15 protein-coding genes, 19 tRNA genes and 3 rRNA genes are annotated in these 26,611 nt (G+C 41.4%); 34 read left to right on the top strand and 3 right to left on the bottom strand.

Annotated features, from left to right (window positions below; genetic code table 11):
* Positions 1-43: 43 nt before the first annotated feature.
* Positions 44-550 carry an antibiotic biosynthesis monooxygenase gene (locus tag SCI76_RS11045; RefSeq protein ID WP_013055327.1) on the bottom strand — a complete coding sequence of 169 codons (507 nt, stop codon included), beginning with the start codon at positions 548-550 and terminating at the stop codon, positions 44-46.
* Positions 551-735: 185 nt separating this feature from the next.
* Here SCI76_RS11045 and SCI76_RS11040 point away from each other — a divergent pair, with 185 nt between their 5' ends.
* The 5 genes from SCI76_RS11040 to SCI76_RS11020 all read left to right on the top strand — a co-directional run bounded on the left by SCI76_RS11040 (position 736) and on the right by SCI76_RS11020 (position 7,426).
* Positions 736-2,865 carry a transglycosylase domain-containing protein gene (locus SCI76_RS11040; protein ID WP_048020500.1) on the top strand — a complete coding sequence of 710 codons (2,130 nt, stop codon included), beginning with the start codon at positions 736-738 and terminating at the stop codon, positions 2,863-2,865.
* 196 nt (positions 2,866-3,061) lie between these two features.
* Positions 3,062-4,105: a uroporphyrinogen decarboxylase gene (gene hemE, locus SCI76_RS11035; protein WP_013055329.1), complete on the top strand. Its 1,044-nt coding sequence runs from the start codon at positions 3,062-3,064 to the stop codon at positions 4,103-4,105.
* Positions 4,106-4,202: 97 nt separating this feature from the next.
* Positions 4,203-5,135, top strand: coding sequence for a ferrochelatase (hemH, locus tag SCI76_RS11030; protein WP_028412544.1), 933 nt, complete (start codon positions 4,203-4,205; stop codon positions 5,133-5,135).
* Positions 5,136-5,272: 137 nt separating this feature from the next.
* On the top strand, positions 5,273-6,694 hold the full coding sequence (hemY, locus tag SCI76_RS11025; RefSeq protein ID WP_013055331.1) for a protoporphyrinogen oxidase: 1,422 nt from the start codon (positions 5,273-5,275) through the stop codon (positions 6,692-6,694).
* A 162-nt stretch (positions 6,695-6,856) separates the two neighbouring features.
* On the top strand, positions 6,857-7,426 hold the full coding sequence (locus SCI76_RS11020) for a TetR/AcrR family transcriptional regulator (protein WP_028412542.1): 570 nt from the start codon (positions 6,857-6,859) through the stop codon (positions 7,424-7,426).
* Between the two features lie 53 nt (positions 7,427-7,479).
* Here the strand turns inward: SCI76_RS11020 and SCI76_RS11015 are convergent, their stop codons facing one another.
* The gene (locus SCI76_RS11015; protein WP_168761458.1) at positions 7,480-9,648 is read right to left on the bottom strand and encodes a penicillin-binding protein 2; all 2,169 of its coding nucleotides are present in this window, start codon (positions 9,646-9,648) and stop codon (positions 7,480-7,482) included.
* A 281-nt stretch (positions 9,649-9,929) separates the two neighbouring features.
* Between SCI76_RS11015 and SCI76_RS11010 the strand changes: the two genes are divergently transcribed.
* The 3 genes from SCI76_RS11010 (at position 9,930) to SCI76_RS11000 (ending at position 14,750) form a co-directional block, all read left to right on the top strand.
* Positions 9,930-11,219 (top strand): ABC transporter substrate-binding protein, encoded by a 1,290-nt coding sequence (locus SCI76_RS11010; protein WP_013081692.1) that lies wholly within the window; start codon positions 9,930-9,932, stop codon positions 11,217-11,219.
* A gap of 149 nt (positions 11,220-11,368) precedes the next feature.
* Positions 11,369-13,189 (top strand): sensor histidine kinase, encoded by a 1,821-nt coding sequence (locus SCI76_RS11005; RefSeq protein ID WP_048020497.1) that lies wholly within the window; start codon positions 11,369-11,371, stop codon positions 13,187-13,189.
* Entirely contained in the window at positions 13,167-14,750 is a 1,584-nt protein-coding gene (locus SCI76_RS11000; RefSeq protein WP_047751673.1) for a response regulator, read from the top strand. The genes SCI76_RS11005 and SCI76_RS11000 overlap by 23 nt, the downstream gene beginning before the upstream one ends.
* 39 nt (positions 14,751-14,789) lie before the next feature.
* Here SCI76_RS11000 and yhfH read toward each other — a convergent pair whose 3' ends face one another.
* The gene (gene yhfH, locus SCI76_RS10995) at positions 14,790-14,921 is read right to left on the bottom strand and encodes a protein YhfH (protein ID WP_013055337.1); all 132 of its coding nucleotides are present in this window, start codon (positions 14,919-14,921) and stop codon (positions 14,790-14,792) included.
* A gap of 229 nt (positions 14,922-15,150) precedes the next feature.
* On the opposite strand from yhfH, the gene SCI76_RS10990 reads away from it, so the two are divergent.
* From SCI76_RS10990 to SCI76_RS10865, 26 genes are all read left to right on the top strand, one after another.
* The gene (locus SCI76_RS10990; RefSeq protein WP_168761459.1) at positions 15,151-15,882 is read left to right on the top strand and encodes an MBL fold metallo-hydrolase; all 732 of its coding nucleotides are present in this window, start codon (positions 15,151-15,153) and stop codon (positions 15,880-15,882) included.
* 15 nt (positions 15,883-15,897) lie between these two features.
* Positions 15,898-16,887 (top strand): lipoate--protein ligase, encoded by a 990-nt coding sequence (locus SCI76_RS10985; RefSeq protein WP_168761460.1) that lies wholly within the window; start codon positions 15,898-15,900, stop codon positions 16,885-16,887.
* Positions 16,888-17,056: 169 nt separating this feature from the next.
* Positions 17,057-18,589, top strand: coding sequence for a fatty acid--CoA ligase family protein (locus tag SCI76_RS10980; RefSeq protein WP_028412536.1), 1,533 nt, complete (start codon positions 17,057-17,059; stop codon positions 18,587-18,589).
* Between the two features lie 35 nt (positions 18,590-18,624).
* The gene (locus SCI76_RS10975) at positions 18,625-19,401 is read left to right on the top strand and encodes an enoyl-CoA hydratase-related protein (protein WP_407545191.1); all 777 of its coding nucleotides are present in this window, start codon (positions 18,625-18,627) and stop codon (positions 19,399-19,401) included.
* 412 nt (positions 19,402-19,813) lie between these two features.
* Positions 19,814-21,365, top strand: a 16S ribosomal RNA gene (locus SCI76_RS10970).
* Positions 21,366-21,623: 258 nt separating this feature from the next.
* Positions 21,624-24,559: ribosomal RNA gene (locus tag SCI76_RS10965) — 23S ribosomal RNA — on the top strand.
* Positions 24,560-24,622: 63 nt separating this feature from the next.
* Positions 24,623-24,738 (top strand): 5S ribosomal RNA (gene rrf, locus SCI76_RS10960).
* Together the 16S, 23S and 5S rRNA genes with 19 tRNA genes alongside form the textbook arrangement of a ribosomal RNA operon.
* A 106-nt stretch (positions 24,739-24,844) precedes the next feature.
* Positions 24,845-24,920, top strand: a tRNA-Val gene (locus tag SCI76_RS10955).
* A 4-nt stretch (positions 24,921-24,924) separates the two neighbouring features.
* A tRNA-Thr gene (locus tag SCI76_RS10950) sits at positions 24,925-25,000 on the top strand.
* 8 nt (positions 25,001-25,008) lie between these two features.
* Positions 25,009-25,092, top strand: a tRNA-Tyr gene (locus SCI76_RS10945).
* 6 nt (positions 25,093-25,098) lie between these two features.
* Positions 25,099-25,173 (top strand) — tRNA-Gln (locus SCI76_RS10940).
* 4 nt (positions 25,174-25,177) lie between these two features.
* Positions 25,178-25,250 (top strand) — tRNA-Lys (locus SCI76_RS10935).
* Between the two features lie 9 nt (positions 25,251-25,259).
* Positions 25,260-25,334 (top strand) — tRNA-Gly (locus SCI76_RS10930).
* A 6-nt stretch (positions 25,335-25,340) separates the two neighbouring features.
* Positions 25,341-25,417 (top strand) — tRNA-Arg (locus SCI76_RS10925).
* Positions 25,418-25,421: 4 nt separating this feature from the next.
* Positions 25,422-25,498: transfer RNA gene (locus tag SCI76_RS10920), tRNA-Pro, on the top strand.
* A 5-nt stretch (positions 25,499-25,503) separates the two neighbouring features.
* Positions 25,504-25,579, top strand: a tRNA-Ala gene (locus SCI76_RS10915).
* A 30-nt stretch (positions 25,580-25,609) separates the two neighbouring features.
* Positions 25,610-25,686 (top strand) — tRNA-Met (locus SCI76_RS10910).
* Between the two features lie 27 nt (positions 25,687-25,713).
* A tRNA-Ser gene (locus tag SCI76_RS10905) sits at positions 25,714-25,806 on the top strand.
* Positions 25,807-25,831: 25 nt separating this feature from the next.
* Positions 25,832-25,908: transfer RNA gene (locus SCI76_RS10900), tRNA-Met, on the top strand.
* Positions 25,909-25,912: 4 nt separating this feature from the next.
* Positions 25,913-25,988: transfer RNA gene (locus tag SCI76_RS10895), tRNA-Asp, on the top strand.
* 8 nt (positions 25,989-25,996) lie between these two features.
* Positions 25,997-26,072: transfer RNA gene (locus tag SCI76_RS10890), tRNA-Phe, on the top strand.
* Between the two features lie 10 nt (positions 26,073-26,082).
* Positions 26,083-26,158, top strand: a tRNA-His gene (locus tag SCI76_RS10885).
* Positions 26,159-26,169: 11 nt separating this feature from the next.
* Positions 26,170-26,243: transfer RNA gene (locus SCI76_RS10880), tRNA-Gly, on the top strand.
* A gap of 6 nt (positions 26,244-26,249) precedes the next feature.
* Positions 26,250-26,326: transfer RNA gene (locus tag SCI76_RS10875), tRNA-Ile, on the top strand.
* A gap of 3 nt (positions 26,327-26,329) precedes the next feature.
* Positions 26,330-26,404 (top strand) — tRNA-Asn (locus SCI76_RS10870).
* Between the two features lie 4 nt (positions 26,405-26,408).
* Positions 26,409-26,480: transfer RNA gene (locus SCI76_RS10865), tRNA-Glu, on the top strand.
* Positions 26,481-26,611 lie beyond the last annotated feature (131 nt).

Below are 26,611 nucleotides of genomic sequence, written 5' to 3'. Positions count from 1 at the left end.
GTTTGTGCCTATTGTGATACTCGCCTACTAGGAGGATGTTTACTTATTTAACTACGTGGTATGAGGTCACATAAGAAGGGCGAGAGAAAATCGATGGCTGCTGATCCACGCCTTCTGACGTACCGCGTTTTTTGTGTGCTTCATTATAGGCTTTTGAAGACTGCCAATCGCTAAATGAACTTTCATCTTTCCATCCTGTAAAGATAATGTATGTGTCATTTTGCAGTGGACGAAGCACACGAATAGCTGAAAAGCCTGCTTCATTTTCAATTAAACGAGCGCGTTGGCTAAATCGCTGTTCAAACAAAGGACGGCCTTCATCTGTAACTGAAATATTATTTAGTACAGCAAATCCGCTATCTGCAAGATCTCCAGAAGCATCTAATACTTCATAAGCATGTCCTTCTTTAAAAATTGTATCTCCATCTGTTTCGTGGACTAGTGCAAATTGATCGTCATCTTTGTGAAGCAGTAATAAACGTTCACTCGGATGTTCGTCGATCAACTTTTGAAGGTAAGGGCCTGTTCCGTAAGTAATAAAGATCTTCATGGATTATACTTCCTTTCTAATTGGGAATTGCATACAATTTACAATTGTAAATCATACTAAAATTATAAAATTTTACACACAAAAATTCAAAAATTGTGAACTTCTAATGAAGATGGTAAAGTAAAACATTGATGAAGTTGTTTTCCATATTATCAAAAGTTTAGCGGGAGAAAAGGGGTGGCACGATGTACAAAAAAGGCTTATACGCAATTGCTGCCTTAGTTGGAATTTTTCTATTAGGATTGATTGGATATATTATCATCTTGTTTCTTGGAAACTATGTAATTGATGAGAAAAAAATCGTCATGGACTCGGCTACGAGATTAGTCGATGAAAATGGAGACGAATTAACAAAGCTCTATGTGAAAAATCGGGACTTGGTTTCAATTGACAAGATTCCAAAGCATGTGCAACAAGCATTTATTTCAATTGAAGATGTTCGTTTTTATGAACACCACGGAATCGATTTTAAATCTATTGGCCGAGCATTATACCGAGATATATTGGCTGGAGGAAGTGTTGAAGGAGGAAGTACTTTAACACAGCAGCTGGCTAAAAATGTGTTTTTATCGAATGATAAAACGCTGCTTAGAAAAACAAAAGAAGTAGTGGTGGCCATTAACTTGGAGCAGCGTTACAGTAAGCAAAAACTGCTTGAAATGTATTTGAATCAAATATACTTTGGACACGGAGCCTATGGAATCCAAGCTGCATCCAACCTTTACTTCAATAAAGATGTCTCCGAATTAACGGTAGAAGAAGGTGCACTTCTCGCTGCACTGCCAAAAGCACCGAATTCCTATTCTCCTATTTTACATCCAGAAAAAAGTATAGAACGTAGAAATGTTGTGTTAAATGCCATGCAAAAAGCAGGTTATTTATCAGCTGAAAAAAATGTCCGTTTGCAAGGAAGAACGCTGGGGTTGAACATAAAGGAGCAGGCTGAAAATCCAGCGTATTTAACCTATATCGATATGGTTATCCAAGAAGCAGAGAAGAAATACAGCATTTCGGGCAATGAGCTTCTGCGCGGAGGTTATACGGTCAAAGTACCGATGAATATAAAAGTACAAGAAGCCGCCTACGAGCTGATGAAAGAAAATCGTTATTTTCCAGGTACAGATAACAGTGCCCAAGGTGCTTTTGTATTAGTCGATAACAAAAGCGGAGGAGTTTTATCTGTTATGGGAGGACGAGATTATGTACAAAAATCGCTCAACCGCGTAAATGTCAAAAGACAGCCAGGTTCTACGATGAAACCTATTGCGGTATATGGCCCTGCGTTAGAAGAAGGTCAATTCAAGCCTTATTCGTTGCTGCAAGACAAGCTTAGAAGCTACGGGGGATACACACCTAAAAACGTAGACGGCCAATATGCTAAAAAGGTAACGATGTACGATGCCTTAAAAGATTCTAAAAACGCAGCTGCCGTCTGGACATTGAATCAGCTAGGAGTTGAAACAAGCAAGCAGTATCTCACAAAGCTAGGAATTCCGTTAGAAGATAAAGGGCTTGCGATTGCTCTTGGAGGATTAAAGGAAGGAATTACACCGCTTCAATTAGCAGGAGCGTACCGGGCATTTGCTGAGAATGGAGAAAACATCCAACCGTACTTTATTCAAGAGATAAAAGATCAAGATGGAAAAGTGATTGCAAAAGCTGTTCCCGACACTCACAAAGCATTTTCAAAACAGACGGCTTGGTATATGACAAAAATGCTTCAAGGAGTTGTTAAAGAAGGAACCGCAAAAAATGGAGAGTTTAAAGGAGAGTTAGCAGGGAAAACAGGGTCTACTTCGTATACGAATGTTAAAGGAGCCACAAGAGATGCTTGGTTTGTTGGATATACCCCACATGTTGTAGGAAGCGTGTGGATGGGATATGATTCTACAAATGACCAGCACTATTTAACAAAAGGAAGTTCTTATCCAACTCTATTATTTAAAGACATTCTAACAAGAGCTGGTTACGACGAAGCTGCATTTCAAAAGCCAGCAGGCGTTAAAGATCTGCCAAAACCAATACGTTTAGAGCAAGTTAAAGACTTAAAACAAGAATTAACATTCCATCCATTTGGTTTGCTAACGGTAAGTTTATCGTGGACACCTTCACCTGATAAAAGAGCTGTTTATTATGTTTATGAGAAAAAAGGGGATAAAGCCGAATTGATTGGCAAAGTGAAGGGAAAAGGAGCATTTGAAAAAGAGCGTGTAAATCTGCTCGACAGTCCTACTTATTATGTAGTTCCTTACAATTCCCAAACACAACAAAAAGGAAAAAAATCCAACGAAGTAACACCTGCTCTTTTTCAATAAAAAAAGGAAGAGTAGGGCGATTTTTTGACATTTTTAGCAGGTGGCTATACAAGTCGTAAAGAAATGGGTATAGTGACAAGTAGAGAATATAACGTGAAACTTTAATCAGTAGAGGAACCGGTATGTTCCTTTGCTGATTATTGTCTGTCTAATCGAAGAAAATACGGATGGAAGACAATCGAGAAAGGTGGAAATTATGAGTCAAGGAACGTTTAACGATACTTTTTTAAAAGCCTGTAGAGGGGAAAAAACGGATCATGTTCCGGTTTGGTATATGCGCCAAGCAGGGCGTTCACAGCCGGAATACCGAAAGCTAAAAGAGAAGTACTCTCTATTTGAAATCACTCATCAGCCGGAGCTTGGGGCATACGTAACACGCCTGCCGGTTGAACAGTACGGAGTGGATGCAGCTATTTTATATAAAGATATAATGTCACCGCTTCCTTCAATTGGAGTGGATGTTGAAATCAAGTCAGGAATTGGTCCTGTCATTTCTAATCCAATTCAATCTTTAAGCGATGTAGAAAAGCTAGGAGAAATTACCCCGGAAGAAGATGTTCCGTATGTATTAGATACGATTAAGCTGTTAACAACAGAACAGTTAAACGTACCTCTAATTGGTTTTGCCGGTGCTCCTTTCACAGTAGCAAGCTATATGATTGAAGGAGGACCTTCAAAAAACTATAATAAAACAAAAGCATTTATGTACACGGAACCTAAAGCATGGTTTGCGCTAATGGATAAGTTAGCAGATATGACGATTACATATGTAAAAGCGCAAATTGACGCTGGAGCAAAAGCCATTCAAATCTTTGATTCATGGGTGGGGGCTTTAAATGTAGCGGATTATCGTTATTTTATAAAGCCTGTTATGGAGCGGATTTTTACCTCTTTGCGCGAAAAAAATGTACCTCTCATTATGTTTGGAGTAGGAGCAAGTCATTTGGCAAAAGAATGGCATGATCTGCCGCTGGATGTAGTGGGATTAGATTGGCGAACGCAGCTGGATGAAGCACGTGCACTAGGCTTAACAAAAACACTGCAAGGAAACTTAGATCCTGCTATTTTGTTAGCTCCATGGGAAGTTATTGAAGAACGTGTAACAGAAATATTAGATAAAGGGATGGCCAGTCCTGGTTACATCTTCAACTTGGGGCACGGCGTCTTTCCACAGGTTCAGCCGGAAACGTTGAAGCGTTTAACAACCTTTATTCATGAATATTCTGCAAATAGACAATAAATTGTCAAATAATTTGGAGCGCTAAACTTTGAATTTTTCTTTTTATTCATGGCAAAATGAAGACAAGTATTGAATCTAACAAAGAGGTGTCGAACACATGAGTAAAAAAGTAATGGGATTACTTGTAATGGCATATGGAACACCATATAAAGAAGAAGATATTGAACGTTACTATACACATATCCGCCGCGGACGTAAACCTTCACCGGAAGCCTTGGAAGATTTACAAAACCGCTACGAAGCAATTGGGGGCATTTCACCTCTTGCAAAAATTACGCAGCAGCAAATGGAAAGTCTAGAAAAGCGCTTGAATGAAGTACAGGATGAAATTGAATTTAAAGCGTATCTTGGCTTAAAGCATATTGAACCGTTTGTTGAAGATGCAGTAGAAGCCATGCATAAAGACGGAATTAAAGAAGCGGTCAGCATTGTGCTTGCACCTCACTTTTCAACGTTTAGCGTAAAATCTTATAATGGACGCGCCAAAGAAACAGCTGAAAAATTAGGAGGACCAATCATTCATTCCGTAGAAAGCTGGTACAGTGAGCCAAAGTTCATTCAGTACTGGGCTACACGTGTTAAACAAACGTTTGATTTAATAGACGAAGAGAAACGCCAAAAAGCCGTATTGATTGTTTCTGCGCATAGCTTGCCAGAAAAAATTATTGCAGCAGGAGATCCATATCCAAATCAGCTTCAAGAAACAGCGGATTTAATTGCACAAGCAGCTGGTATTGAACATTACGAAATTGGCTGGCAAAGTGCTGGAAATACGCCTGAGCCATGGATAGGTCCTGATGTCCAAGATTTAACAAGAGAACTGCATGAAGAAAAAGGCTATACGTCGTTCGTCTATACCCCGGTTGGATTTATCGCGGATCACTTAGAAGTACTTTATGATAACGACTACGAATGCAAAGTGGTAACAGATGAAATTGGGGCTGACTATTACCGTCCTGAAATGCCGAATGCACAGCCTGAATTTATCGATGGGTTAGCTACAGTTGTGTTAAAACGAATTGCCCGTTAAGTCAATATAGATTCTTTGTACGTTGAACAGGGACGAAAAGTAACTTATAATCAATATAAAGAAAAGTAAGAAGCGAGCTATGGGTTTCCATAATCGCTTCTCTTTATATTGAATTTTACAGAAAAGGCGATGATAACATGACGGATAGACGAAAAAAGGTTGTCATCATCGGTGGAGGAATAACAGGTCTTTCAGCTGCCTATTATTTGCAAAAAAAAATAAAGGATCATCAGCTGCCTATTGATCTTCAACTAATAGAAGCGACGCATCGGCTTGGCGGGAAAATTCAAACGGTCAAACGAGACGGTTATTTATTTGAAAAAGGTCCTGATTCATTTTTAGCGCGTAAGCTAGCTGCTACAAAACTGGCAAAAGAAGTGGGGCTAGGTCGGGAGCTAGTCGGAAATGAAAAGGGAAAATCCTATATTCTAGTAAAAGATACGCCGCATGCGCTGCCTGATGGTGCTGTAATGGGGATACCAACCAAGTTATCTCCTTTTATCACAACAGGGCTATTTTCGCCTGTTGGCAAGCTGCGCGCAGCAGCTGATTTTTTTATACCGAAGACAAAAAATCAGGATGACCGTTCGCTAGGCGTATTTTTTAGAAGACGGTTTGGTGATGAAGTTGTTGAAAATTTAATTGAGCCTCTATTATCAGGAATTTACGCAGGAGACGTTGATCGTTTGAGTTTAAGATCAACATTTCCACAGTTTTTGCATGCTGAACATAAGTACAGAAGCTTAATTGTTGGAATGAAAAAGCTAAAAGAAATTCACCCACAGCACGGTGATGATTCGGAGTTTAAAAAAAATAGCGTCTTTTTAACATTAAAAGAAGGTCTTCAATCGCTAGTAGATGGGGTAGAAAAAGCAATAGATCCTGATATTATTACAAAAGGAATAAAGGTAGAGAAAATTTATAAAGAAGATACCACATATGAATTATCCTTAAATAGCGGGAAAGTAATAAAAGCAGACAGCGTTATTGTAACTTCTCCTCATGCAGCTGCTCAGTCTATGCTCTCGGAATATAAAATATTCGAACCGTTAAAGCATATGCCTTCCACTTCAGTAGCTACTGTTGTGATAGCCTTTGCACAAGAAGCGCTGCAAGACAATCTAGATGCAATGAACATCGCCGTTTCCAGAAATAGCGATTACACGATTACGGCATGCACGTGGCTAAATAAAAAGTGGCCGCATGCGGTTCCGGAAGGAAAAGTGCTGCTAAGATGTTTAGTTGGACGAACCGGGGATGAAGCTGTGGTGGATCAGCCTGACGATGAAATTTTTAAAATTGTCCTGGAGGATTTGAAGAAGCTCATTACCATTTCTGCTGAGCCTGAATTTTACGCGGTAACGAGATGGAAGCAGTCAATGCCTCAGTATACGGTCGGACATCACGATATGCTAGATACAATGAACGAACAGCTTGAAAAAGAGCTTGCCGGTCTTTATGTAGCGGGAAGTTCATACGAAGGTCTGGGTATACCAGAATGTGTAGAGCAAGGAGAAGATGTGGCTAAAAAAGCGGTTAAATATGTGCAGCAGCTGTAGAAGTGGAGCGATGAATCAATGCTCCGCTTTTTTGTCTACTACCTGAAGAGAAAGGTTATGCTAAGAGAAGAGATTGTGGTTGAAAAGCAAAAGAAACTTATGCTATAGTAAAACCGTACTTGTTGACTGAAATATTCATTTGGTCAGAAAGAAGGGGATAACGTGGCTATAGACCGAAAGCAATCAGTTGTTGATGCAGCGTCAAAATCATTTGCGCTGTTTGGATATAAAGCAACGACTATGGAGCAAGTGGCGAAGCTTGCAAATGTCGGAAAAGGAACGATTTATACTTTTTTTAAAAACAAAGAAGAGTTATTCGATGAAATTGTGACACGAATGATTCGAGAAATGACAGATGCAGCTGAAACTGTCATTGACAGCAGCCGTCCTTTTTTTGAAAATGCCCAAGCAGCCATTTTTCGAATCTTAGAATTCCGCACTGAGCATCAGCTCATGCTGAAGCTGGTACAGGAACAGCAGTTAGGCACTACAGCAGTGCAAGAAGTGCTGGTGCGAGTAGAAGAAGAGATTTTGACTTATATAAAAAACAAAATCGAAATTGCGATTTCTAAAAAAGAAATCAAACCGTGCAACCCGGAGCTCACAGCTTTTTTACTATTTAAAATGTACATTGCACTCGTCTATGATTGGGAAAAACGGCATGAGCCGCTTTCAGAAGAAAAAATTGCTGAATTAATTGAACTATACTTTTTACGCGGTCTGTCTCAGTGAGATGGGCTTTTTTCATAGAAAAAACAAAAAAGGTCTCATGACGAGACCTTTTTTTATTGTTCATTATCATCTTTTTTTACGCCGTTTAATTCTGTATTTCCTGTTTTTGCATCTTCTTCTTTTTGCTCTACTTCTTTTTCGCCTTGTTTCTTAAGGTCGAAGTAAGCTTTAATAACTTCACCAGTAACTTTTTTGCTTAATGAATTCGAAGTTCCGGCTACATAAGCAGAAGGGATAACAACCGCTACGGCTACTTCGGGGTTATCATAAGGCGCGTATGAAACGAATGTAGAGTTACGAACGCTGACCCCTTTGTTGAAGGTTTCAGCTGTACCTGATTTACCAGCAATGTTGTATTTTGCATATGCTGTTCCGTTTCCTAGAGCTCTACCAGTTCCATTTGTGACTACGCGACGGAAACCTTGTTTAACAATTTCAATTTCTGATTGGCTCATCGTAATACGATTTAACACTTCCGGTTCAACAGAACTTTGAATACTTCCTTTTAGCTCGCTATCAAGCTCAGGCTCGCGGATTTCTTTTACTAAGTGCGGTTTCATGCGATATCCACCGTTAGCAATCGTTGAGATGTACTGAACAAGCTGAAGCGGTGTGTACGTATCATACTGTCCGATACCAAAATCCAACGCTTTACCCGGTTCGTTTGTGACGCTGTTACGAATACCCGTCGATTCATTTTCTAGGTCAATTCCAGTTGAAATTCCAAGACCAAACTGGCTATAGTATGAGCGCAGTTTGTTAAAAATAGATGGAGGAATATTCAGCTTTCCGCCAGGTCGATATGTTTCACCAGCCATGCTCATAACCGTACGGTACATGAACACGTTTGATGATTGTTCCAAAGCTTTTTGAATACCTGTTGCTCCAATTGGATGAGACGATTTTTTAATTGTTCCTCCAGCAAACTTCATCGGCGCATCGTAAAAAACCGTACCAGGCTGGATAGCGCCTGAATCAAGTCCTGCTAGAACGGTCGCTCCTTTAACTGCGGACCCTACTTCATAAGAAGTTGTCATGTTACCAAGAGCGAAGTCTTGTACTTTACGTGCTCCGGTTTGCTTATCAGTAACAAGCTGTTTTCCGCCCATTGCTAAAATGTCTCCTGTATGAGGATCCATCATAATAGCAAACGCTCGGTCCATTAATCGTGTTCCTTTGTCTCCAGAAGTCACAGCTTTTGTTAAAGCATCTTCGACTTGCTTTTGCAGCTCCATATCAATTGTCAAAATTAAGTCACTGCCGCGCTGACCTTCAGTAACGGTCTCCTGACTAACTAAGTTGCCGGAGCGGTCCGTTACGTTTTGTACGCGGGCTTTTTGACCCCGAAGAACGTCTTCATACTGCTTTTCTAAATAACTTTTTCCTACTCGGTCGTTACGGCTGTAGCCGTGTGACAAGTAGTACTGTAAGTTTTCGCTCGGCAATCCTTCATCAGCCGATGTGATTTTACCAAGCAAGGTACTAAGTAAGTCGTCGTATGTATACATACGGTCCCAGTAAGTTGTCGTATCAACGCCCGGTAAGTCACCCAGCTGCTCACTAATAACGGCAAGCTCTTTATCAGTTAAGCCGCTTTTAATAATTTGAGCGGTTAATGCGTAGCCGCCTTCCATCTTACTTTTAATAGCAATCACTTCAAGGTCATCTTTCACCGATAAAAGTTCGTTTTCGGTGATGCGCTTCAGCTGAAGAGGATACAAATCATCTTCAGAAAGCTGACCTTCTTTTACTTTTTGTTTATCCGCTGCGGTAATTTTTTTCGCTGCTGCTTTTGGATGAGTTGCAATCCAATAATCTTTTAAGTCGCGTTCTGTTAGCTTAATCGTATTTTTATCTTTCTTTTTATCCGATTTGCCAAACACGTCTGTTGTAACAGGAACATCAATAAGAGTGGCAAGCTTTTTAGCTACTTTTAGCTTGTCTTCTTGAGAGACGCCTTTCAAACGCGTGTACGTGACAGCGTTCAACGGTTTATTATCCACGATAACGCGGTCATAGCGGTCTAGCATCTTTCCGCGAGGAACCGGTGAATCTACCGTTTCATCTTCTGTTTTTTCAACTTCTCGTTTATAGTTCTCTCCGTACACAATCTGTACGAAGCCTAATCGTAAAATGAGTGCAGAAAAAAGCAGGAAAACCACAATAAACAGCCAGTTAATTCGAAATGAGACATGTGTTTTTTTGCGCTTTTTAGTTTTCATGTAAACCCCTTCACTTTGTTTATACAAGTTAAAAAAATTCATAAATTTTCTTATGAATCTATCACTCTACATATTAACATAATTTTGTCTATAAATGTTATTAGGTGGAATAAAACAGATAAAAATTTTATAGAAATTTTTGCGGAAGAAGAAAGACCTGTCGAAGGGTGCTGAAGGGGGGTGTTCAATATTTTCCACTCGGTTGTTCAATATTGTTACCTGTTCAAATGTCCTAGAATCGGTAAAATAAAGAGAGATAGATATCAAGGGGGGCAAAACGAATGAAAATGAAAAGGCTTTCAATAATGTCTGGCGTGTTAGCAACATCACTTTTATTTGCGACAGCATGTTCAAACTCAGGTACGGATTCAAAAGCAAGTAAATCAACAGGCTCAGGTGATCAAGTTGTTATTGATATGTTCCAGTTCAAAGTGGAAATTGCAGATCAGCTGAAAGAATTAACGGATGAATATACAAAAGAACATCCAAACGTAAAGTTTAACATCCAAACAGTCGGCGGAGGAGCGGACTATGGTGCAGCATTAAAAGCACAGTTTGCCTCTGGAAATGAACCTGATATCTTTAATAATGGAGGGTTCCAAGAAGCGCAAACGTGGAAGGATAAATTAGAAGATTTGTCTGATCAGCCGTGGGTAGATAATCTGTATGATATCGCTAAAGAACCGATGACAATGGACGGGAAAATCTATGGTCAGCCGCTAAACTTAGAAGGTTATGGTTTTATTTATAATAAAGATTTATTTGAAAAAGCAGGCATTAAAGAATTGCCTAAGACGCTGTCGGAATTAGAAGCAGCTTCTAAAAAGCTTAAAGCAAAAGGCATTACGCCATTTTCTAACGGATACGGCGAGTGGTGGGTGCTAGGTAACCACTTATTTAATATTCCAATGGCGCAGCAAGACGATCCAGATGCGTTTATTAAAGGTCTAAACGAAGGAAAAGCAAAATTTGAAGGCAATGAAACGTTTAAGCAATTTATGAATCTGTTCGATTTAACGTTAAAGTATGGAAATAAAAATCCATTAACGACAGATTACAATACACAAGTTACTCAATTTGCTTCTGGTGAAACAGCGATGATGCAACAAGGTAACTGGACGGTAAATATGATCACGAAAATCAATCCGGACATGAAAATGGGCTTTATCCCAATGCCGATCAGCAACGATGCGAAGAAAAATGATAAATTAGCAATCGGAGTTCCAAATAACTGGGTAGTGAACAAAAATGCACCAGATGCAGATAAAAAAGCAGCGAAGGAATTCTTAAATTGGATGGTTTCTTCTAAAGAAGGTCAAAAATTCTTAGTTGAAAAGTTCAAGTTCATTCCAGCGTTCAAAAACATCGATGGAAAAGGAATCGATTCTTTATCTGATGATATCTTAAAATACTCTGAAGAAGGCAAAACATTATCTTGGAACTGGTTTAAGTATCCAGAAGGAACGGTTCAAGAAGTAGGCGCAGCAATGCAGTCTTACGCAGGCAAACAAATGACGGAAGAAGAGTTTATGAAGAAATTAGATACAATTTGGGCAAAAATGAAAAAATAACCAAAAAGTCCGCGTGGAAAACGCGGACTTTTTGGTGTGAAAAAATAGCTGGTTAGATTCATAGTTATGAAAAAATAATAGTTAATTGAAAGCGCTTTTAATGTATAATAATAGTCATAATGTATGACATTAGTCAAAGGAGGTTATTTGTGAAAGGCTGGAGCATACGCAAGAAATTAATTTTGTTTTTCTTATTCGCAACCGTTATTCCCTTTTTAATTTCAACGATTTTTACGTATCAATACACAAAAGAAACGGTTAAGAATCGATTTATTTCTACCAACTATCAAGTTATTAAAAATGGAAGCAATGATTTGAGTGATTACTTAAATGAAATTGCTAATATTACAAAAAGGCTGTACGGCTACCACCCATTTATTAAAGTGTTAGATGAAGGCGTATCAAGTGATTTAGGAGCCAATCAACTGGAAATATCACGCACTCTTCTTTATTTATATAATACTCGTCCAGAGATTGAACAGCTCCATCTTTATATTGAGAACGGGCATGACTCGTATACAGCTTATAATTCGAAAGTGAGCAGCAGAGGGAAGTACGATGATATTTACACTCAGCCTTACTATTCTTATTTAAATAAACATCATAAATTTCTTGCCATTGAGCCTACCCATGAAATTTATAGCTACAATAATTTATCAACGTTAATTGACTCACTGCCGAATCAAGTTATTAGCTTTCATCAGCGGATTGATGAAATTCCATCAGACAAGTTGTTAGCTTATCTATCTTTAGACATTAACATGACCCAAATTCAATCTATATCGCAGCGCTTATATAATGAAGAGTCAGAAGATTTTTATTTAATGAACAATAAAGGGAAGGTTTTGTATTCTTCGGATTCAAAGGTTATTGGAAAAAACGAAAACTACCCGTGGCTAAAGGCGCTTACGTCTCAAGAGGATCACAGCATGGAATGGGAAGATAAAAGCTTCTCAGGCGTATTAATGTATGAAAAGCTTAAACAGCCTTTTGAGGACTTATACATTGTGAAGCGAATTCCTTACAGTGTTTTATATGAAGATGCAAGAAAGACAGCACTTATGAATGTATTAATTGGCCTGCCATTTTTGTGTATGCTCGTTATCGCTACGCTTTTTATATCGGTCCGTTTTACACAGCCGATTAACGTATTAATTCGCAATATGAAAGAAGTGGAAAAAGGATCATTTGAAGTCCGGTTTAAATCGCTTGGAAACGATGAATTTGGTGTTTTAGGAAGGCACTTTACCTCTATGGTAGAAACAATTAATGACTTAATTGAACGTAAATTCCGATTGGAGTTAGAAAATAAATCAACGCAGCTAAAAGTGTTGCAGTCACAAATTAATCCGCATTTTTTATACAACGCATTTCAATCGATTGGAACTCTTGCCCTTAAGCATAAAGCAGTTGAAGTATATTCTTTATTAACCTCACTTTCTCACATTATGCGTTACAGCATGAATATGAAAGAGGATATCGTTAGCTTAAAGCAAGAAGTCGATCACGTAAAAGCTTTCTTGAGTCTGCAGAAGCAGCGGTTTGGTTCAAAGTTTGAGTATGAGTTAAATATCGAAAAAGAGGCAGAGCTTATGCGAATACCGAAAATGATCTTGCAGCCTCTTGTTGAGAATTCTTTTAAACATGGATTCGAAACCCGCACAGGAAGCGGAAAGCTGTTGATTTCAGCGAAGTTAAACGGAGAAGAACTGATTCTAACTGTTTCTGATAACGGAAAAGGGATAGGAGAGCAAGAGTTGAATCAATTAAAAGCGAGACTTCAGCAATCGTATAATCAAACAGATGAGCATATTGGGTTGCAAAATATTTATGAACGACTTCGCATCTACTATGGAGATCATGCTTCAATGCAAATTAGCAGTCAAGAAAATCACGATTTTACCGTTGTCATAAAGCTAACAACAATTGAAGAAAAGAGGGATAGTGATGAAAGTATTAATCGTGGATGATGAAGAGCATGTAAGAGAAGGAATAAAGCTGCTTGGACAGTGGGAAGAGCATGAAATTACAGATGTGATAGAAGCTGATAGCGGTGAGCAAGCGATTGCGCTTATTGAGGATCACGGACCGGAAATCATTTTTACTGATATGAAGATGCCTAATATCGATGGAATTGCTTTGTTGGAGTGGATTAAAGAGAATTCACCTTCTAGCAAAACGATTGTGGTAACAGGGTATGATGACTACCACTATATGCGTAAAGCTATTCATTTTGGAAGTACGGATTATATTCTAAAGCCAGTGGATCCTTCGATTTTAAACGATACGCTTGTACGAGCTGTAACTCAATGGAAGAAAGAAGAAGAGTCCAGAAAAGTCCATAATAGCAGCTATCGTTTAATCAATGAAATGAAGCCGATTTATCGAGATCGAAAACTAACGCAGTTAATGAACAATTATTTGCTAAATCAATCAATCTATGAAGAGTTTGGTTTCCATCTGACTAGAGAATATGAAGTGGGGATTGTACGTGTAGATGAATCCATTATTCGTTCTTTTGGAGGTGATCGGGATTTAGCCTATTTTTCAATTTTAAATGTAATCAATGAAATGCTGATGGCAGAAGAAAATGGGGTAGCCTTCCGTTATTTATCAAATAAGTGGGAAATTATCATTATATTTTGGAATGATTTTGAACGCATAACCTCTTTGCTGACGACTTTACATACAGCAATTCGCCGTACGTTAGACGTGAGCTGTCGGATTGCAAGAGGATGCAAAGTCTCTTCTATTGATCAGCTAATGAAATCCTATGAACATGCGAAAAATTCGCTTTTATTAAGCAATGTTCTTGATCAAAATAAAGTGAAGGTCTACGGCGAGCAAGACGTTTTAGCAAGTGCTTTATTAATAAATATGATGGATTATAACAGTAAAATTGAAGAGGCGCTGCAAGTAGGGAAGTTTGAAGCTTTTTTGCCGGTATTCAACGAAATTATCACAGCTTTTGAAGCACAAAATTATCTATCATTAAAGCAAATTCTGCATTTTGAGCAGGAATATCAGCTGTTAAGCCAGCATTGGTTAAAAAGATATCACATTCCTTATACGATAAGTAATGGTCCTGAATATGTTCTTTCTTTTTTCTATAACCAAGATGGGCAGTTTCAGCTAGCAAAGTATGTAGAGAGAAAAAAGCGTGAAGTAAAGCGTTTTTTAAAAGTAATAAAAAGGTATAGCAAGCAAAACAATCGCGACGTTATTTATGAGATCGAACAATTTTTGCAGCAAAATTTTCATCGAGATGTGAAGCTTCAAGAAATATCGGAACGTTTCTATTTAAGCCGTGAATACATTTCGAGAAAGTTTAAGCAAGAATTTCAAGAAAATATTTCAGATTATATGGTGAAAGTCAGAATGAATAAAGCCAAATCACTTTTACTAAATGAAGAACTAAAAATCTATGAAATTGCGAATATGATTGGATATCATGATGATAAATACTTTCGAAAAGTGTTTAAAAAAGTAGAAGGCATTACGCCAAACGAGTATCGCAGTTTGACCGTATAAAAAAAAGCTGAAACTGTTATAAAACAGTTTCAGCTTTTTTTATTTCATGATATCTAGGCAGTGATCGCATTTGTTTCCGTAGCACTCATGCTGTTCCTCGATGTCGTTTCCGCATTCTACGCACTTTTTATTGGGTAATCTTTTGAAAAATTCAGTCATTTTTTCTAACATTTAAATCCCCTCCGTTGTTTTTTTGTTACTAACATTGTATTATAACAGATGTTGAAATGTCAATTATGTTTTATAACAATTTAGCCTATTTTGCTATTCTAAGTGGTTATTTGTTATATAACAATGAGTTATTTCGATAAAATAGGCAAAACGAGTATCTTTCAGTTAGTTTTCAAAAAAAAGTAGGGTATACTGAACGTAATAAAAATAGTACGAAAGGGTGATTGAAATGAAAGTAACTGTTATTGGTTTTTGGGGAGGATATCCTGCTGTTTCAGAAGCTACTTCTAGCTATTTAGTTGAGCACGATGGATTTCAGCTGCTTGTTGATTGTGGAAGCGGTGCATTGGCTCAGCTGCAAAAATATGCAAAACCAGAAGAAATAGATGCGATGATTTTATCTCATTACCATCATGACCACGTGGCTGATGTCGGAGTATTTCAATATGCTCGCCTCATTCAGACTCATCTAGGGAACGCTGTTAAGGAACTTTCTATTTACGGACATACATATGATCAGGAAAGCTTCAACAAACTTACTCATAAAGGAATTACCAAAGGAGTACAGTACGATCCGAGTCAAAAACTTGACGTTGGGCCTTTTACAATCGAATTTATGAAAACGAAACATCCAGTCGTTTGTTATGCCATGAAAATAAGTGCTGGCAATCAAACCGTCGTGTACACAGCGGACTCGAGCTATTTAGAAGAATTTGTTTCTTTCTCAGAAAATGCAGATCTTCTTATTTGTGAATGTAACTTTTATGCTAGCCAAGATGGAAGCGGTGCTGGACACATGACAAGTACAGAAGCCGGTACACTTGCTTCTAAAGCAAGTGTCAAACAACTCATGCTTACTCACCTTCCACACTACGGAGAACACCAACAGCTAGTAGAGGAAGCTGCTGCTCATTATCAAGGTACGCTTACGTTAGCTGAATCAGGATACGTATGGGAATAACAAGGAGGAAAATGAATGTTATTTATTGATAATCAAAAAAATTATGATCCCCGAATTAACTTAGCAATTGAAGAATATGCGCTCAAGCATCTAGATATTAATGAGACATATCTGCTGTTTTATATTAATGAACCTTCTATTATTATTGGAAAAAACCAGAACACCATTGAGGAGATTAATACAAAATATGTTGAAGATCAGCATATTCATGTAGTGAGACGTCTATCTGGAGGCGGTGCCGTTTATCATGATAAAGGAAATTTAAACTTCAGCTTTATTACGAAAGACGATGGAAATAGCTTTCATAATTTTAAAAAGTTTACCGAGCCAGTCGTGGAAGCGTTAAAGAAATTAGGAGTCAATGCTGAGTTAAGCGGACGAAATGATTTAATGGCGGAAGGACGTAAAATTTCTGGAAATGCTCAGTTTTCGACGAAAGGAAGAATGTTCAGCCATGGAACTCTTCTTTTTGATTCAGAGATTGAAAACGTGGTATCAGCGTTAAAAGTAAAAAAAGATAAAATTGAATCCAAAGGCATTAAGTCTATTCGAAATAGAGTAGCGAATATCAGTGAATTTTTAGAACAGAAAGTAACGGTGGAAGAATTTAGAGAAATGCTGCTTCGGTATATCTTTGAGGGAGAAGAAAATATAACAGAATATAAACTAACGGAAAAAGATTGGGAAACGATTCATCAAATTTCTAAAAAGCGCTATCAGTCATGGGATTGGAACTATGGAAAATCACCTAAATTTAACTTACAGCACTCTCACCGCTTTCCTGTGGGACAAATTGACGTTCGTTTGGAAGTGAATAAAGGGAAAATCGATGCTTGCACCATCTATGGAGATTTCTTTGGAGTGGGAGATGTCCAGGAAGTACAGGGAAAATTAACAGGTGTTCGTTATGAAAAAGCTTCTATTGAACAAGCCTTAGAGGACATCGATATTCCACATTATTTTGGTAATATTACAAAAGAAGAGTTTGTTGAATTAATCTATTAAGAAAAAAGTCTGCCACATCAGGCTTTTTTTCTTTTTAAACAGATGAGTCTTGTCAATAGAACAGCAGTAACATTATAATAGAATAGAAGAAGTAAGAATTTTTCCATTATTATGACTTAATAATGAATGGTTGTTCATTCATTCGTTATTAAAAGGAGGAAGTTATGAGATGAATTTGTCAGCACAGCTTCATAAAACAGCTGAGCAATTTCCGCAAAAATCGGCATATGTTTTTATGGATCAGGAAACATCTTATGCAGATCTTGATGCATCGGTATCTAAGTTTGCTAATGGTCTGAAGCAATTAGGTGTAAAAAAAGGAGATCATATCGCTTTAATTGTCGGCAACTCGCCTCATTTTGTTATTGGATTGTACGGTGCTCTTCGAGTAGGAGCTACTGTTATACCCATTAATCCTATTTACACAGCGGATGAAATTAGCTACATGCTTCAGGATGGAGATGTAAAAGCAGTTATTGCGGTTGATTTACTTCTCCCTGTTTTAAAAAAAATCATTGGACACACTCCATTTTTGGAACACGTTATCTTATGTGAAACGACAGATACAGTGGAAAGTATACCTTCTTATTTTCACACGTTTTCGCAAGTTGTAAACAGAGGGGAAGCTACATATGATTTTCTCGAGTTAAAAGAAGAAGATGTGGCCATCATTCTGTATACGTCAGGAACGACTGGAAAACCAAAAGGAGCTATGCTTACGCATAAGAATATTTATTCAAACGCTCAAGACGTAGCAGATTATTTAAGTATAAATGGGAATGACCGAGTCGTAGCTGCTTTGCCGATGTTTCACGTATTTTGTTTAACTGTTTCATTGAATGCGCCTTTAATGAATGGAGGAACGATATTAATTGAACCAAAATTCAGTCCATCTTCTATATTTGAATTAATTCAAAATCGACAAGCGACTATTTTTGCTGGCGTTCCGACAATGTATAATTTTTTACTTCAGCATGACAAAGGGAAAAAAGAGCACTTTCACACGGTAAGGCTTTGTATATCAGGCGGGGCATCAATGCCGGTGGCACTTCTAACCCATTTTGAACGTAAGTTTGGGGTCATGGTAGCAGAAGGCTATGGATTATCTGAGGCTTCTCCTGTGACGTGTTTCAATCCGATTGATCGAGAGAGAAAAGCAGGTTCTATAGGCACATCTATTATGAATGTTGAAAATAAAGTGGTAAATGAACTGGGAAAAGAAGTAGAAGTAGGACAAGTTGGCGAACTTATCGTCAAAGGCCCTAATGTGATGAAAGGGTATTATAAGCTTCCTGAAGATACGGAATATGCTCTCCGAGATGGTTGGCTGTATACAGGTGACTTAGCAAGAATGGATAAGGAAGGTTATTTTTATATCGTTGACCGTAAAAAAGATTTAATTATTGTAGGAGGATATAATGTTTATCCTCGCGAAGTAGAAGAAGTGCTATATGCGCATCGGGATATTGTAGAAGTGGCTGTTATCGGAGTTCCTGATCCTTCTTTAGGTGAATGTGTGAAGTGTTACGTGGTTTGCAATAATCAAGAGATAACGGAAGAGAAGCTTATTGCCTACTGCAAAGAGCACCTTGCTAAATATAAAGTGCCAAGTGAAATTGAATTTTTAAAAGAACTTCCTAAAAATACAACGGGAAAAATTTTAAGGCGTGCACTGAAGCAGCAGGTATCTCAGGAGCGATAAAATGAAAGCGATTCCAATTTGGAGGTGGTAAAAGAATGTCATCTATTTCTTATGAAATAAAGGGACACGTCGCCCATGTGATACTGAACCGTCCGGAAGCGATGAATGCTTTTAATTACGATATGCTTAAAGAATTGGAAGAAGTAATTGAAGGAATTCGTATTCAAAAAGATATTCGAGTTGTGACGTTTAAAGGGGCAGGTGAAAAATCTTTTAGTGTAGGTGCGGATTTAAAAGAACGTAAAACCCTCTCTGATCAAGAGGTAAAGCGCAATATTTACAAAATAGGAGAAGTGTTTTCTAAGATAGAGCAGCTTCCTCAGCCAACGATAGCAATCATCAACGGATATGCATTTGGAGGAGGAATGGAGCTGGCTTTAGCATGTGATTTCCGGATCGCTTCAACAGAAGCGCTTATGGGTTTAACGGAAACAAGCTTAGCGATTATACCAGGCGCAGGAGGAACACAGCGTCTCCCTCGCCTAGTTGGTGAAGCAAAAGCAATGGAACTAATTTTAACAGCTCAGCGCTTCACGGCATCAGAAGCAAAAGAATGTGGTCTAGTAACGAAGGTAGCTCCTGGATATCAAATAGAAGAAACAATAGATATTTTTATCTCGCTTTTATTAAAAAATGGGCCAATTGCACTTCAGCAAGCAAAATTTGCTATCAAAGAAGGAATGAAGGCCGATTTGCAGACTGGTTTGCAAATTGAACGAAAAGCATATGAGTTAACGATTCCGACAGAAGATCGTCTAGAGGCGCTTCAAGCATTTGCTGAGAAGAGAAGACCTAGTTTTAAAGGGAAATAAGAAGGGGCTGTCTAATGGACAGCTCTTTTTTAATTTCTTCGTATAATGAAGAAATTGAAAAAAGTAAAGGGTTCAAGAATAGAGAAGGCAAAGTTTAAACCTAGCTTTTGCCTATAATATGATGATATGATCTAGATAAAACAGCTATCTGAATCAAAAAGTAATGATTTCGAATTTTTTTGTTAAAAACTGTTGACTTTAATAAAGATATATTTTATTATTATAAAGCGTCGTTGAGACATAACAGTAACAACGAAGCTGAAAAAAGAATTTTAAAAAGTTGTTGACATTACGTCGGTAACTTGATAAGATAATAAAGTCGCTTAAGAGCGGCGGTTGAACTTTGAAAACTGAACAAAGCGACAAACGTCAACGTTAATTTTTATTTTTTAAATTGAGCAAGTCAAACATTTCTTCGGAGAGTTTGATCCTGGCTCAGGATGAACGCTGGCGGCGTGCCTAATACATGCAAGTCGAGCGAACTGATTAGAAGCTTGCTTCTATGACGTTAGCGGCGGACGGGTGAGTAACACGTGGGCAACCTGCCTGTAAGACTGGGATAACTTCGGGAAACCGAAGCTAATACCGGATAGGATTTTCTCCTTCATGGGAGATGATTGAAAGATGGTTTCGGCTATCACTTACAGATGGGCCCGCGGTGCATTAGCTAGTTGGTGAGGTAACGGCTCACCAAGGCAACGATGCATAGCCGACCTGAGAGGGTGATCGGCCACACTGGGACTGAGACACGGCCCAGACTCCTACGGGAGGCAGCAGTAGGGAATCTTCCGCAATGGACGAAAGTCTGACGGAGCAACGCCGCGTGAGTGATGAAGGCTTTCGGGTCGTAAAACTCTGTTGTTAGGGAAGAACAAGTACAAGAGTAACTGCTCGTACCTTGACGGTACCTAACCAGAAAGCCACGGCTAACTACGTGCCAGCAGCCGCGGTAATACGTAGGTGGCAAGCGTTATCCGGAATTATTGGGCGTAAAGCGCGCGCAGGCGGTTTCTTAAGTCTGATGTGAAAGCCCACGGCTCAACCGTGGAGGGTCATTGGAAACTGGGGAACTTGAGTGCAGAAGAGAAAAGCGGAATTCCACGTGTAGCGGTGAAATGCGTAGAGATGTGGAGGAACACCAGTGGCGAAGGCGGCTTTTTGGTCTGTAACTGACGCTGAGGCGCGAAAGCGTGGGGAGCAAACAGGATTAGATACCCTGGTAGTCCACGCCGTAAACGATGAGTGCTAAGTGTTAGAGGGTTTCCGCCCTTTAGTGCTGCAGCTAACGCATTAAGCACTCCGCCTGGGGAGTACGGTCGCAAGACTGAAACTCAAAGGAATTGACGGGGGCCCGCACAAGCGGTGGAGCATGTGGTTTAATTCGAAGCAACGCGAAGAACCTTACCAGGTCTTGACATCCTCTGACAACTCTAGAGATAGAGCGTTCCCCTTCGGGGGACAGAGTGACAGGTGGTGCATGGTTGTCGTCAGCTCGTGTCGTGAGATGTTGGGTTAAGTCCCGCAACGAGCGCAACCCTTGATCTTAGTTGCCAGCATTTAGTTGGGCACTCTAAGGTGACTGCCGGTGACAAACCGGAGGAAGGTGGGGATGACGTCAAATCATCATGCCCCTTATGACCTGGGCTACACACGTGCTACAATGGATGGTACAAAGGGCTGCAAGACCGCGAGGTCAAGCCAATCCCATAAAACCATTCTCAGTTCGGATTGTAGGCTGCAACTCGCCTACATGAAGCTGGAATCGCTAGTAATCGCGGATCAGCATGCCGCGGTGAATACGTTCCCGGGCCTTGTACACACCGCCCGTCACACCACGAGAGTTTGTAACACCCGAAGTCGGTGGAGTAACCGTAAGGAGCTAGCCGCCTAAGGTGGGACAGATGATTGGGGTGAAGTCGTAACAAGGTAGCCGTATCGGAAGGTGCGGCTGGATCACCTCCTTTCTAAGGATTTTTACATGACGTACGTTTTGACACTTTGTTCAGTTTTGAGAGTTCAATCTCTCATTAATAATTGCGCCTGCGATTACTCGGCGCAAAACTGCACGTAGATATCACAGTGATGTTCATCATGATGTGATTGAAGTCAGTTGTTTTGTTCTTTGAAAACTAGATAACAGTAATTGCTGAGGAAAAGTGAAACTTTTCTTTAATCAAACCAATAAATAACACAACATTACGTTGTACCATTTATTCGCTAATGGTTAAGTTAGAAAGGGCGCACGGTGAATGCCTTGGCACTAGGAGCCGATGAAGGACGGGACTAACACCGATATGCTTCGGGGAGCTGTAAGTGAGCTTTAATCCGGAGATTTCCGAATGGGGAAACCCACTGTTCGTAATGGAACAGTATCTTTATCTGAATACATAGGATATTGAAGGCAGACCCGGGGAACTGAAACATCTAAGTACCCGGAGGAAGAGAAAGCAAATGCGATTTCCTGAGTAGCGGCGAGCGAAACGGAATTAGCCCAAACCAAGAGGCTTGCCTCTTGGGGTTGTAGGACACTCTATACGGAGTTACAAAGGAACGAAGTAAATGAAGCGACCTGGAAAGGTCCGTCGAAGAAGGTAACAACCCTGTAGTTGAAACTTCGTTCCCTCTTGAGTGGATCCTGAGTACGGCGGAACACGTGAAATTCCGTCGGAAGCTGGGAGGACCATCTCCCAAGGCTAAATACTACCTAGTGACCGATAGTGAACCAGTACCGTGAGGGAAAGGTGAAAAGCACCCCGGAAGGGGAGTGAAAGAGATCCTGAAACCGTGTGCCTACAAGTAGTCAGAGCCCGTTAACGGGTGATGGCGTGCCTTTTGTAGAATGAACCGGCGAGTTACGATCCCATGCAAGGTTAAGCTGATAAGGCGGAGCCGTAGCGAAAGCGAGTCTGAATAGGGCGTTTAGTATGTGGTTGTAGACCCGAAACCAGGTGATCTACCCATGTCCAGGGTGAAGTTCAGGTAACACTGAATGGAGGCCCGAACCCACGCACGTTGAAAAGTGCGGGGATGAGGTGTGGGTAGCGGAGAAATTCCAATCGAACCTGGAGATAGCTGGTTCTCTCCGAAATAGCTTTAGGGCTAGCCTCATGTTGTGAGAGTCTTGGAGGTAGAGCACTGATTGGACTAGGGGCCCCCAACGCGTTACCGAATTCAGTCAAACTCCGAATGCCAAAGACTTATCCATGGGAGTCAGACTGCGAGTGATAAGATCCGTAGTCAAAAGGGAAACAGCCCAGACCACCAGCTAAGGTCCCCAAGTATACGTTAAGTGGAAAAGGATGTGGAGTTGCTTAGACAACCAGGATGTTGGCTTAGAAGCAGCCACCATTTAAAGAGTGCGTAATAGCTCACTGGTCGAGTGACTCTGCGCCGAAAATGTACCGGGGCTAAACGTATCACCGAAGCTGTGGATTGACATCTTTGATGTCAGTGGTAGGAGAGCGTTCTAAGTGCAGCGAAGTCAGACCGTAAGGACTGGTGGAGCGCTTAGAAGTGAGAATGCCGGTATGAGTAGCGAAAGACAAGTGAGAATCTTGTCCACCGAATGCCTAAGGTTTCCTGAGGAAGGCTCGTCCGCTCAGGGTTAGTCGGGACCTAAGCCGAGGCTGAAAAGCGTAGGCGATGGCCAACAGGTTGATATTCCTGTACCACCTCCCCGCCGTTTGAGTAATGGGGGGACGCAGTAGGATAGGGTAAGCGCGCTGCTGGATATGCGCGTTCAAGCAGTTAGGCTGATGAGTAGGCAAATCCGCTCATCATAAAGGCTGAGCTGTGATGACGAGGGAATTATAGTACCGAAGTTCCTGATTCCACACTGCCAAGAAAAGCCTCTAGCGAGGCGGGAGGTGCCCGTACCGCAAACCGACACAGGTAGGCGAGGAGAGAATCCTAAGGTGATCGAGAGAACTCTCGTTAAGGAACTCGGCAAAATGACCCCGTAACTTCGGGAGAAGGGGTGCTCTGGTAGGGTGTATAGCCCGAGAGAGCCGCAGTGAATAGGCCTAGGCGACTGTTTAGCAAAAACACAGGTCTCTGCGAAGCCGCAAGGCGAAGTATAGGGGCTGACGCCTGCCCGGTGCTGGAAGGTTAAGAGGAGGGGTTATCCTTTGGGAGAAGCTCTGAATCGAAGCCCCAGTAAACGGCGGCCGTAACTATAACGGTCCTAAGGTAGCGAAATTCCTTGTCGGGTAAGTTCCGACCCGCACGAAAGGCGTAACGATCTGGGCACTGTCTCAACGAGAGACTCGGTGAAATTATAGTACCTGTGAAGATGCAGGTTACCCGCGACAGGACGGAAAGACCCCGTGGAGCTTTACTGTAGCCTGATATTGAATTTTGGTACAGCTTGTACAGGATAGGTAGGAGCCTGAGAAGCCGGAGCGCTAGCTTCGGTGGAGGCGTCGGTGGGATACTACCCTGGCTGTATTGAAATTCTAACCCGCGGCCCTGATCGGGCCGGGAGACAGTGTCAGGTGGGCAGTTTGACTGGGGCGGTCGCCTCCTAAAATGTAACGGAGGCGCCCAAAGGTTCCCTCAGAATGGTTGGAAATCATTCGTAGAGTGTAAAGGCACAAGGGAGCTTGACTGCGAGACCTACAAGTCGAGCAGGGACGAAAGTCGGGCTTAGTGATCCGGTGGTTCCGCATGGAAGGGCCATCGCTCAACGGATAAAAGCTACCCCGGGGATAACAGGCTTATCTCCCCCAAGAGTCCACATCGACGGGGAGGTTTGGCACCTCGATGTCGGCTCATCGCATCCTGGGGCTGTAGTCGGTCCCAAGGGTTGGGCTGTTCGCCCATTAAAGCGGTACGCGAGCTGGGTTCAGAACGTCGTGAGACAGTTCGGTCCCTATCCGTCGTGGGCGTAGGAAATTTGAGAGGAGCTGTCCTTAGTACGAGAGGACCGGGATGGACACACCGCTGGTGTACCAGTTGTCTTGCCAAAGGCATCGCTGGGTAGCTATGTGTGGACGGGATAAGTGCTGAAAGCATCTAAGCATGAAGCCCCCCTCAAGATGAGATTTCCCATAGCGCAAGCTAGTAAGATCCCTGAAAGATGATCAGGTTGATAGGTCAGAGGTGGAAGCGTGGCGACATGTGTAGCTGACTGATACTAATCGATCGAGGACTTAACCAAACTTTTAAAAGCGTAAGCTTTACTCAGCAAACTGTTACCTAGTTTTGAGAGAGCAATCTCTTGTCTGGTGGCGATAGCGAAGAGGTCACACCCGTTCCCATACCGAACACGGAAGTTAAGCTCTTTAGCGCCAATGGTAGTTGGGACTTTGTCCCTGTGAGAGTAGGACGTTGCCAGGCAATGAATAAGACCCCTTTTTATGCTCTTGTAAAAGAGTCTAGGGGTTTTTTATTTGGCTCATTTGTAAAAAACTTATATACACATTTAATGTTGTGTATGATATTTGGAGGATTAGCTCAGCTGGGAGAGCACCTGCCTTACAAGCAGGGGGTCGGCGGTTCGATCCCGTCATCCTCCACCACCGTGCCGGTGTAGCTCAACTGGTAGAGCAACTGACTTGTAATCAGTAGGTTGGGGGTTCAAGTCCTCTTGCCGGCACCATTTATATCGGAGGGGTAGCGAAGTGGCTAAACGCGGCGGACTGTAAATCCGCTCCTTCGGGTTCGGCAGTTCGAATCTGCCCCCCTCCACCATTTTATTGGGCTATCGCCAAGCGGTAAGGCAACGGATTTTGATTCCGTCATGCGTTGGTTCGAATCCAGCTAGCCCAGCCATAGAGAGCCATTAGCTCAGTTGGTAGAGCATCTGACTTTTAATCAGAGGGTCGAAGGTTCGAGTCCTTCATGGCTCATTTTAATAAGCGGAAGTAGTTCAGTGGTAGAACACCACCTTGCCAAGGTGGGGGTCGCGAGTTCGAACCTCGTCTTCCGCTCCATATAAAGCGCCCGTAGCTCAATTGGATAGAGCGTTTGACTACGGATCAAAAGGTTAGGGGTTCGACTCCTCTCGGGCGCGCCATAAACGGGAAGTAGCTCAGCTTGGTAGAGCACTTGGTTTGGGACCAAGGGGTCGCAGGTTCGAATCCTGTCTTCCCGACCATTTATGGGGCCTTAGCTCAGCTGGGAGAGCGCCTGCCTTGCACGCAGGAGGTCAGCGGTTCGATCCCGCTAGGCTCCACCAATGAAATTAAATAATTGTAACGAATAATATGGCGGTGTAGCTCAGCTGGCTAGAGCGTACGGTTCATACCCGTGAGGTCGTGGGTTCGACTCCCTCCGCCGCTACCATATAAGTTACATTTGTTATAAATATACGGAGGAATACCCAAGTCCGGCTGAAGGGATCGGTCTTGAAAACCGACAGGGGTGTTAAAGCCCGCGGGGGTTCGAATCCCTCTTCCTCCGCCATTTATTTATATCATATTCATATCATCGCGGGGTGGAGCAGTTCGGTAGCTCGTCGGGCTCATAACCCGAAGGTCGCAGGTTCAAATCCTGTCCCCGCAACCAAAGTGGTCCCGTGGTGTAGCGGTTAACATGCCTGCCTGTCACGCAGGAGATCGCGGGTTCGATTCCCGTCGGGACCGCCATTTTGTTTGGCTCGGTAGCTCAGTTGGTAGAGCAAAGGACTGAAAATCCTTGTGTCGGCGGTTCGATTCCGTCCCGAGCCACCATTTTAAGACGGCGATTGTGGCGAAGTGGTTAACGCACCGGATTGTGGTTCCGGCATTCGTGGGTTCGATTCCCATCAGTCGCCCCATCTTAAGTAACGCGGGTGTAGTTTAGTGGTAAAACCTCAGCCTTCCAAGCTGATGTCGTGAGTTCGATTCTCATCACCCGCTCCAAATAATGGGCCTATAGCTCAGCTGGTTAGAGCGCACGCCTGATAAGCGTGAGGTCGGTGGTTCGAGTCCACTTAGGCCCACCATATTCCACAGTAGCTCAGTGGTAGAGCTATCGGCTGTTAACCGATCGGTCGTAGGTTCGAGTCCTACCTGTGGAGCCATACTGGCCCGTTGGTCAAGCGGTTAAGACACCGCCCTTTCACGGCGGTAACACGGGTTCGAATCCCGTACGGGTCATCTCAAAAGCAGTTTGCATATGCAAACTGCTTTTTTTGTTTGTAAACAGAGTTTAGACAAAAGAATAAACTCTGTTTTTCGTTTTTCTATGATTTTCTCTTCACAATTTGCATTTCCTATAGCACATCTCT

Source organism: Priestia sp. HNGD-A6 (assembly GCF_045784335.1).
In the GTDB taxonomy this organism is placed as follows: domain Bacteria; phylum Bacillota; class Bacilli; order Bacillales; family Bacillaceae_H; genus Priestia; species Priestia zanthoxyli.
This window is presented reverse-complemented; position numbering and strand designations above follow the sequence as displayed.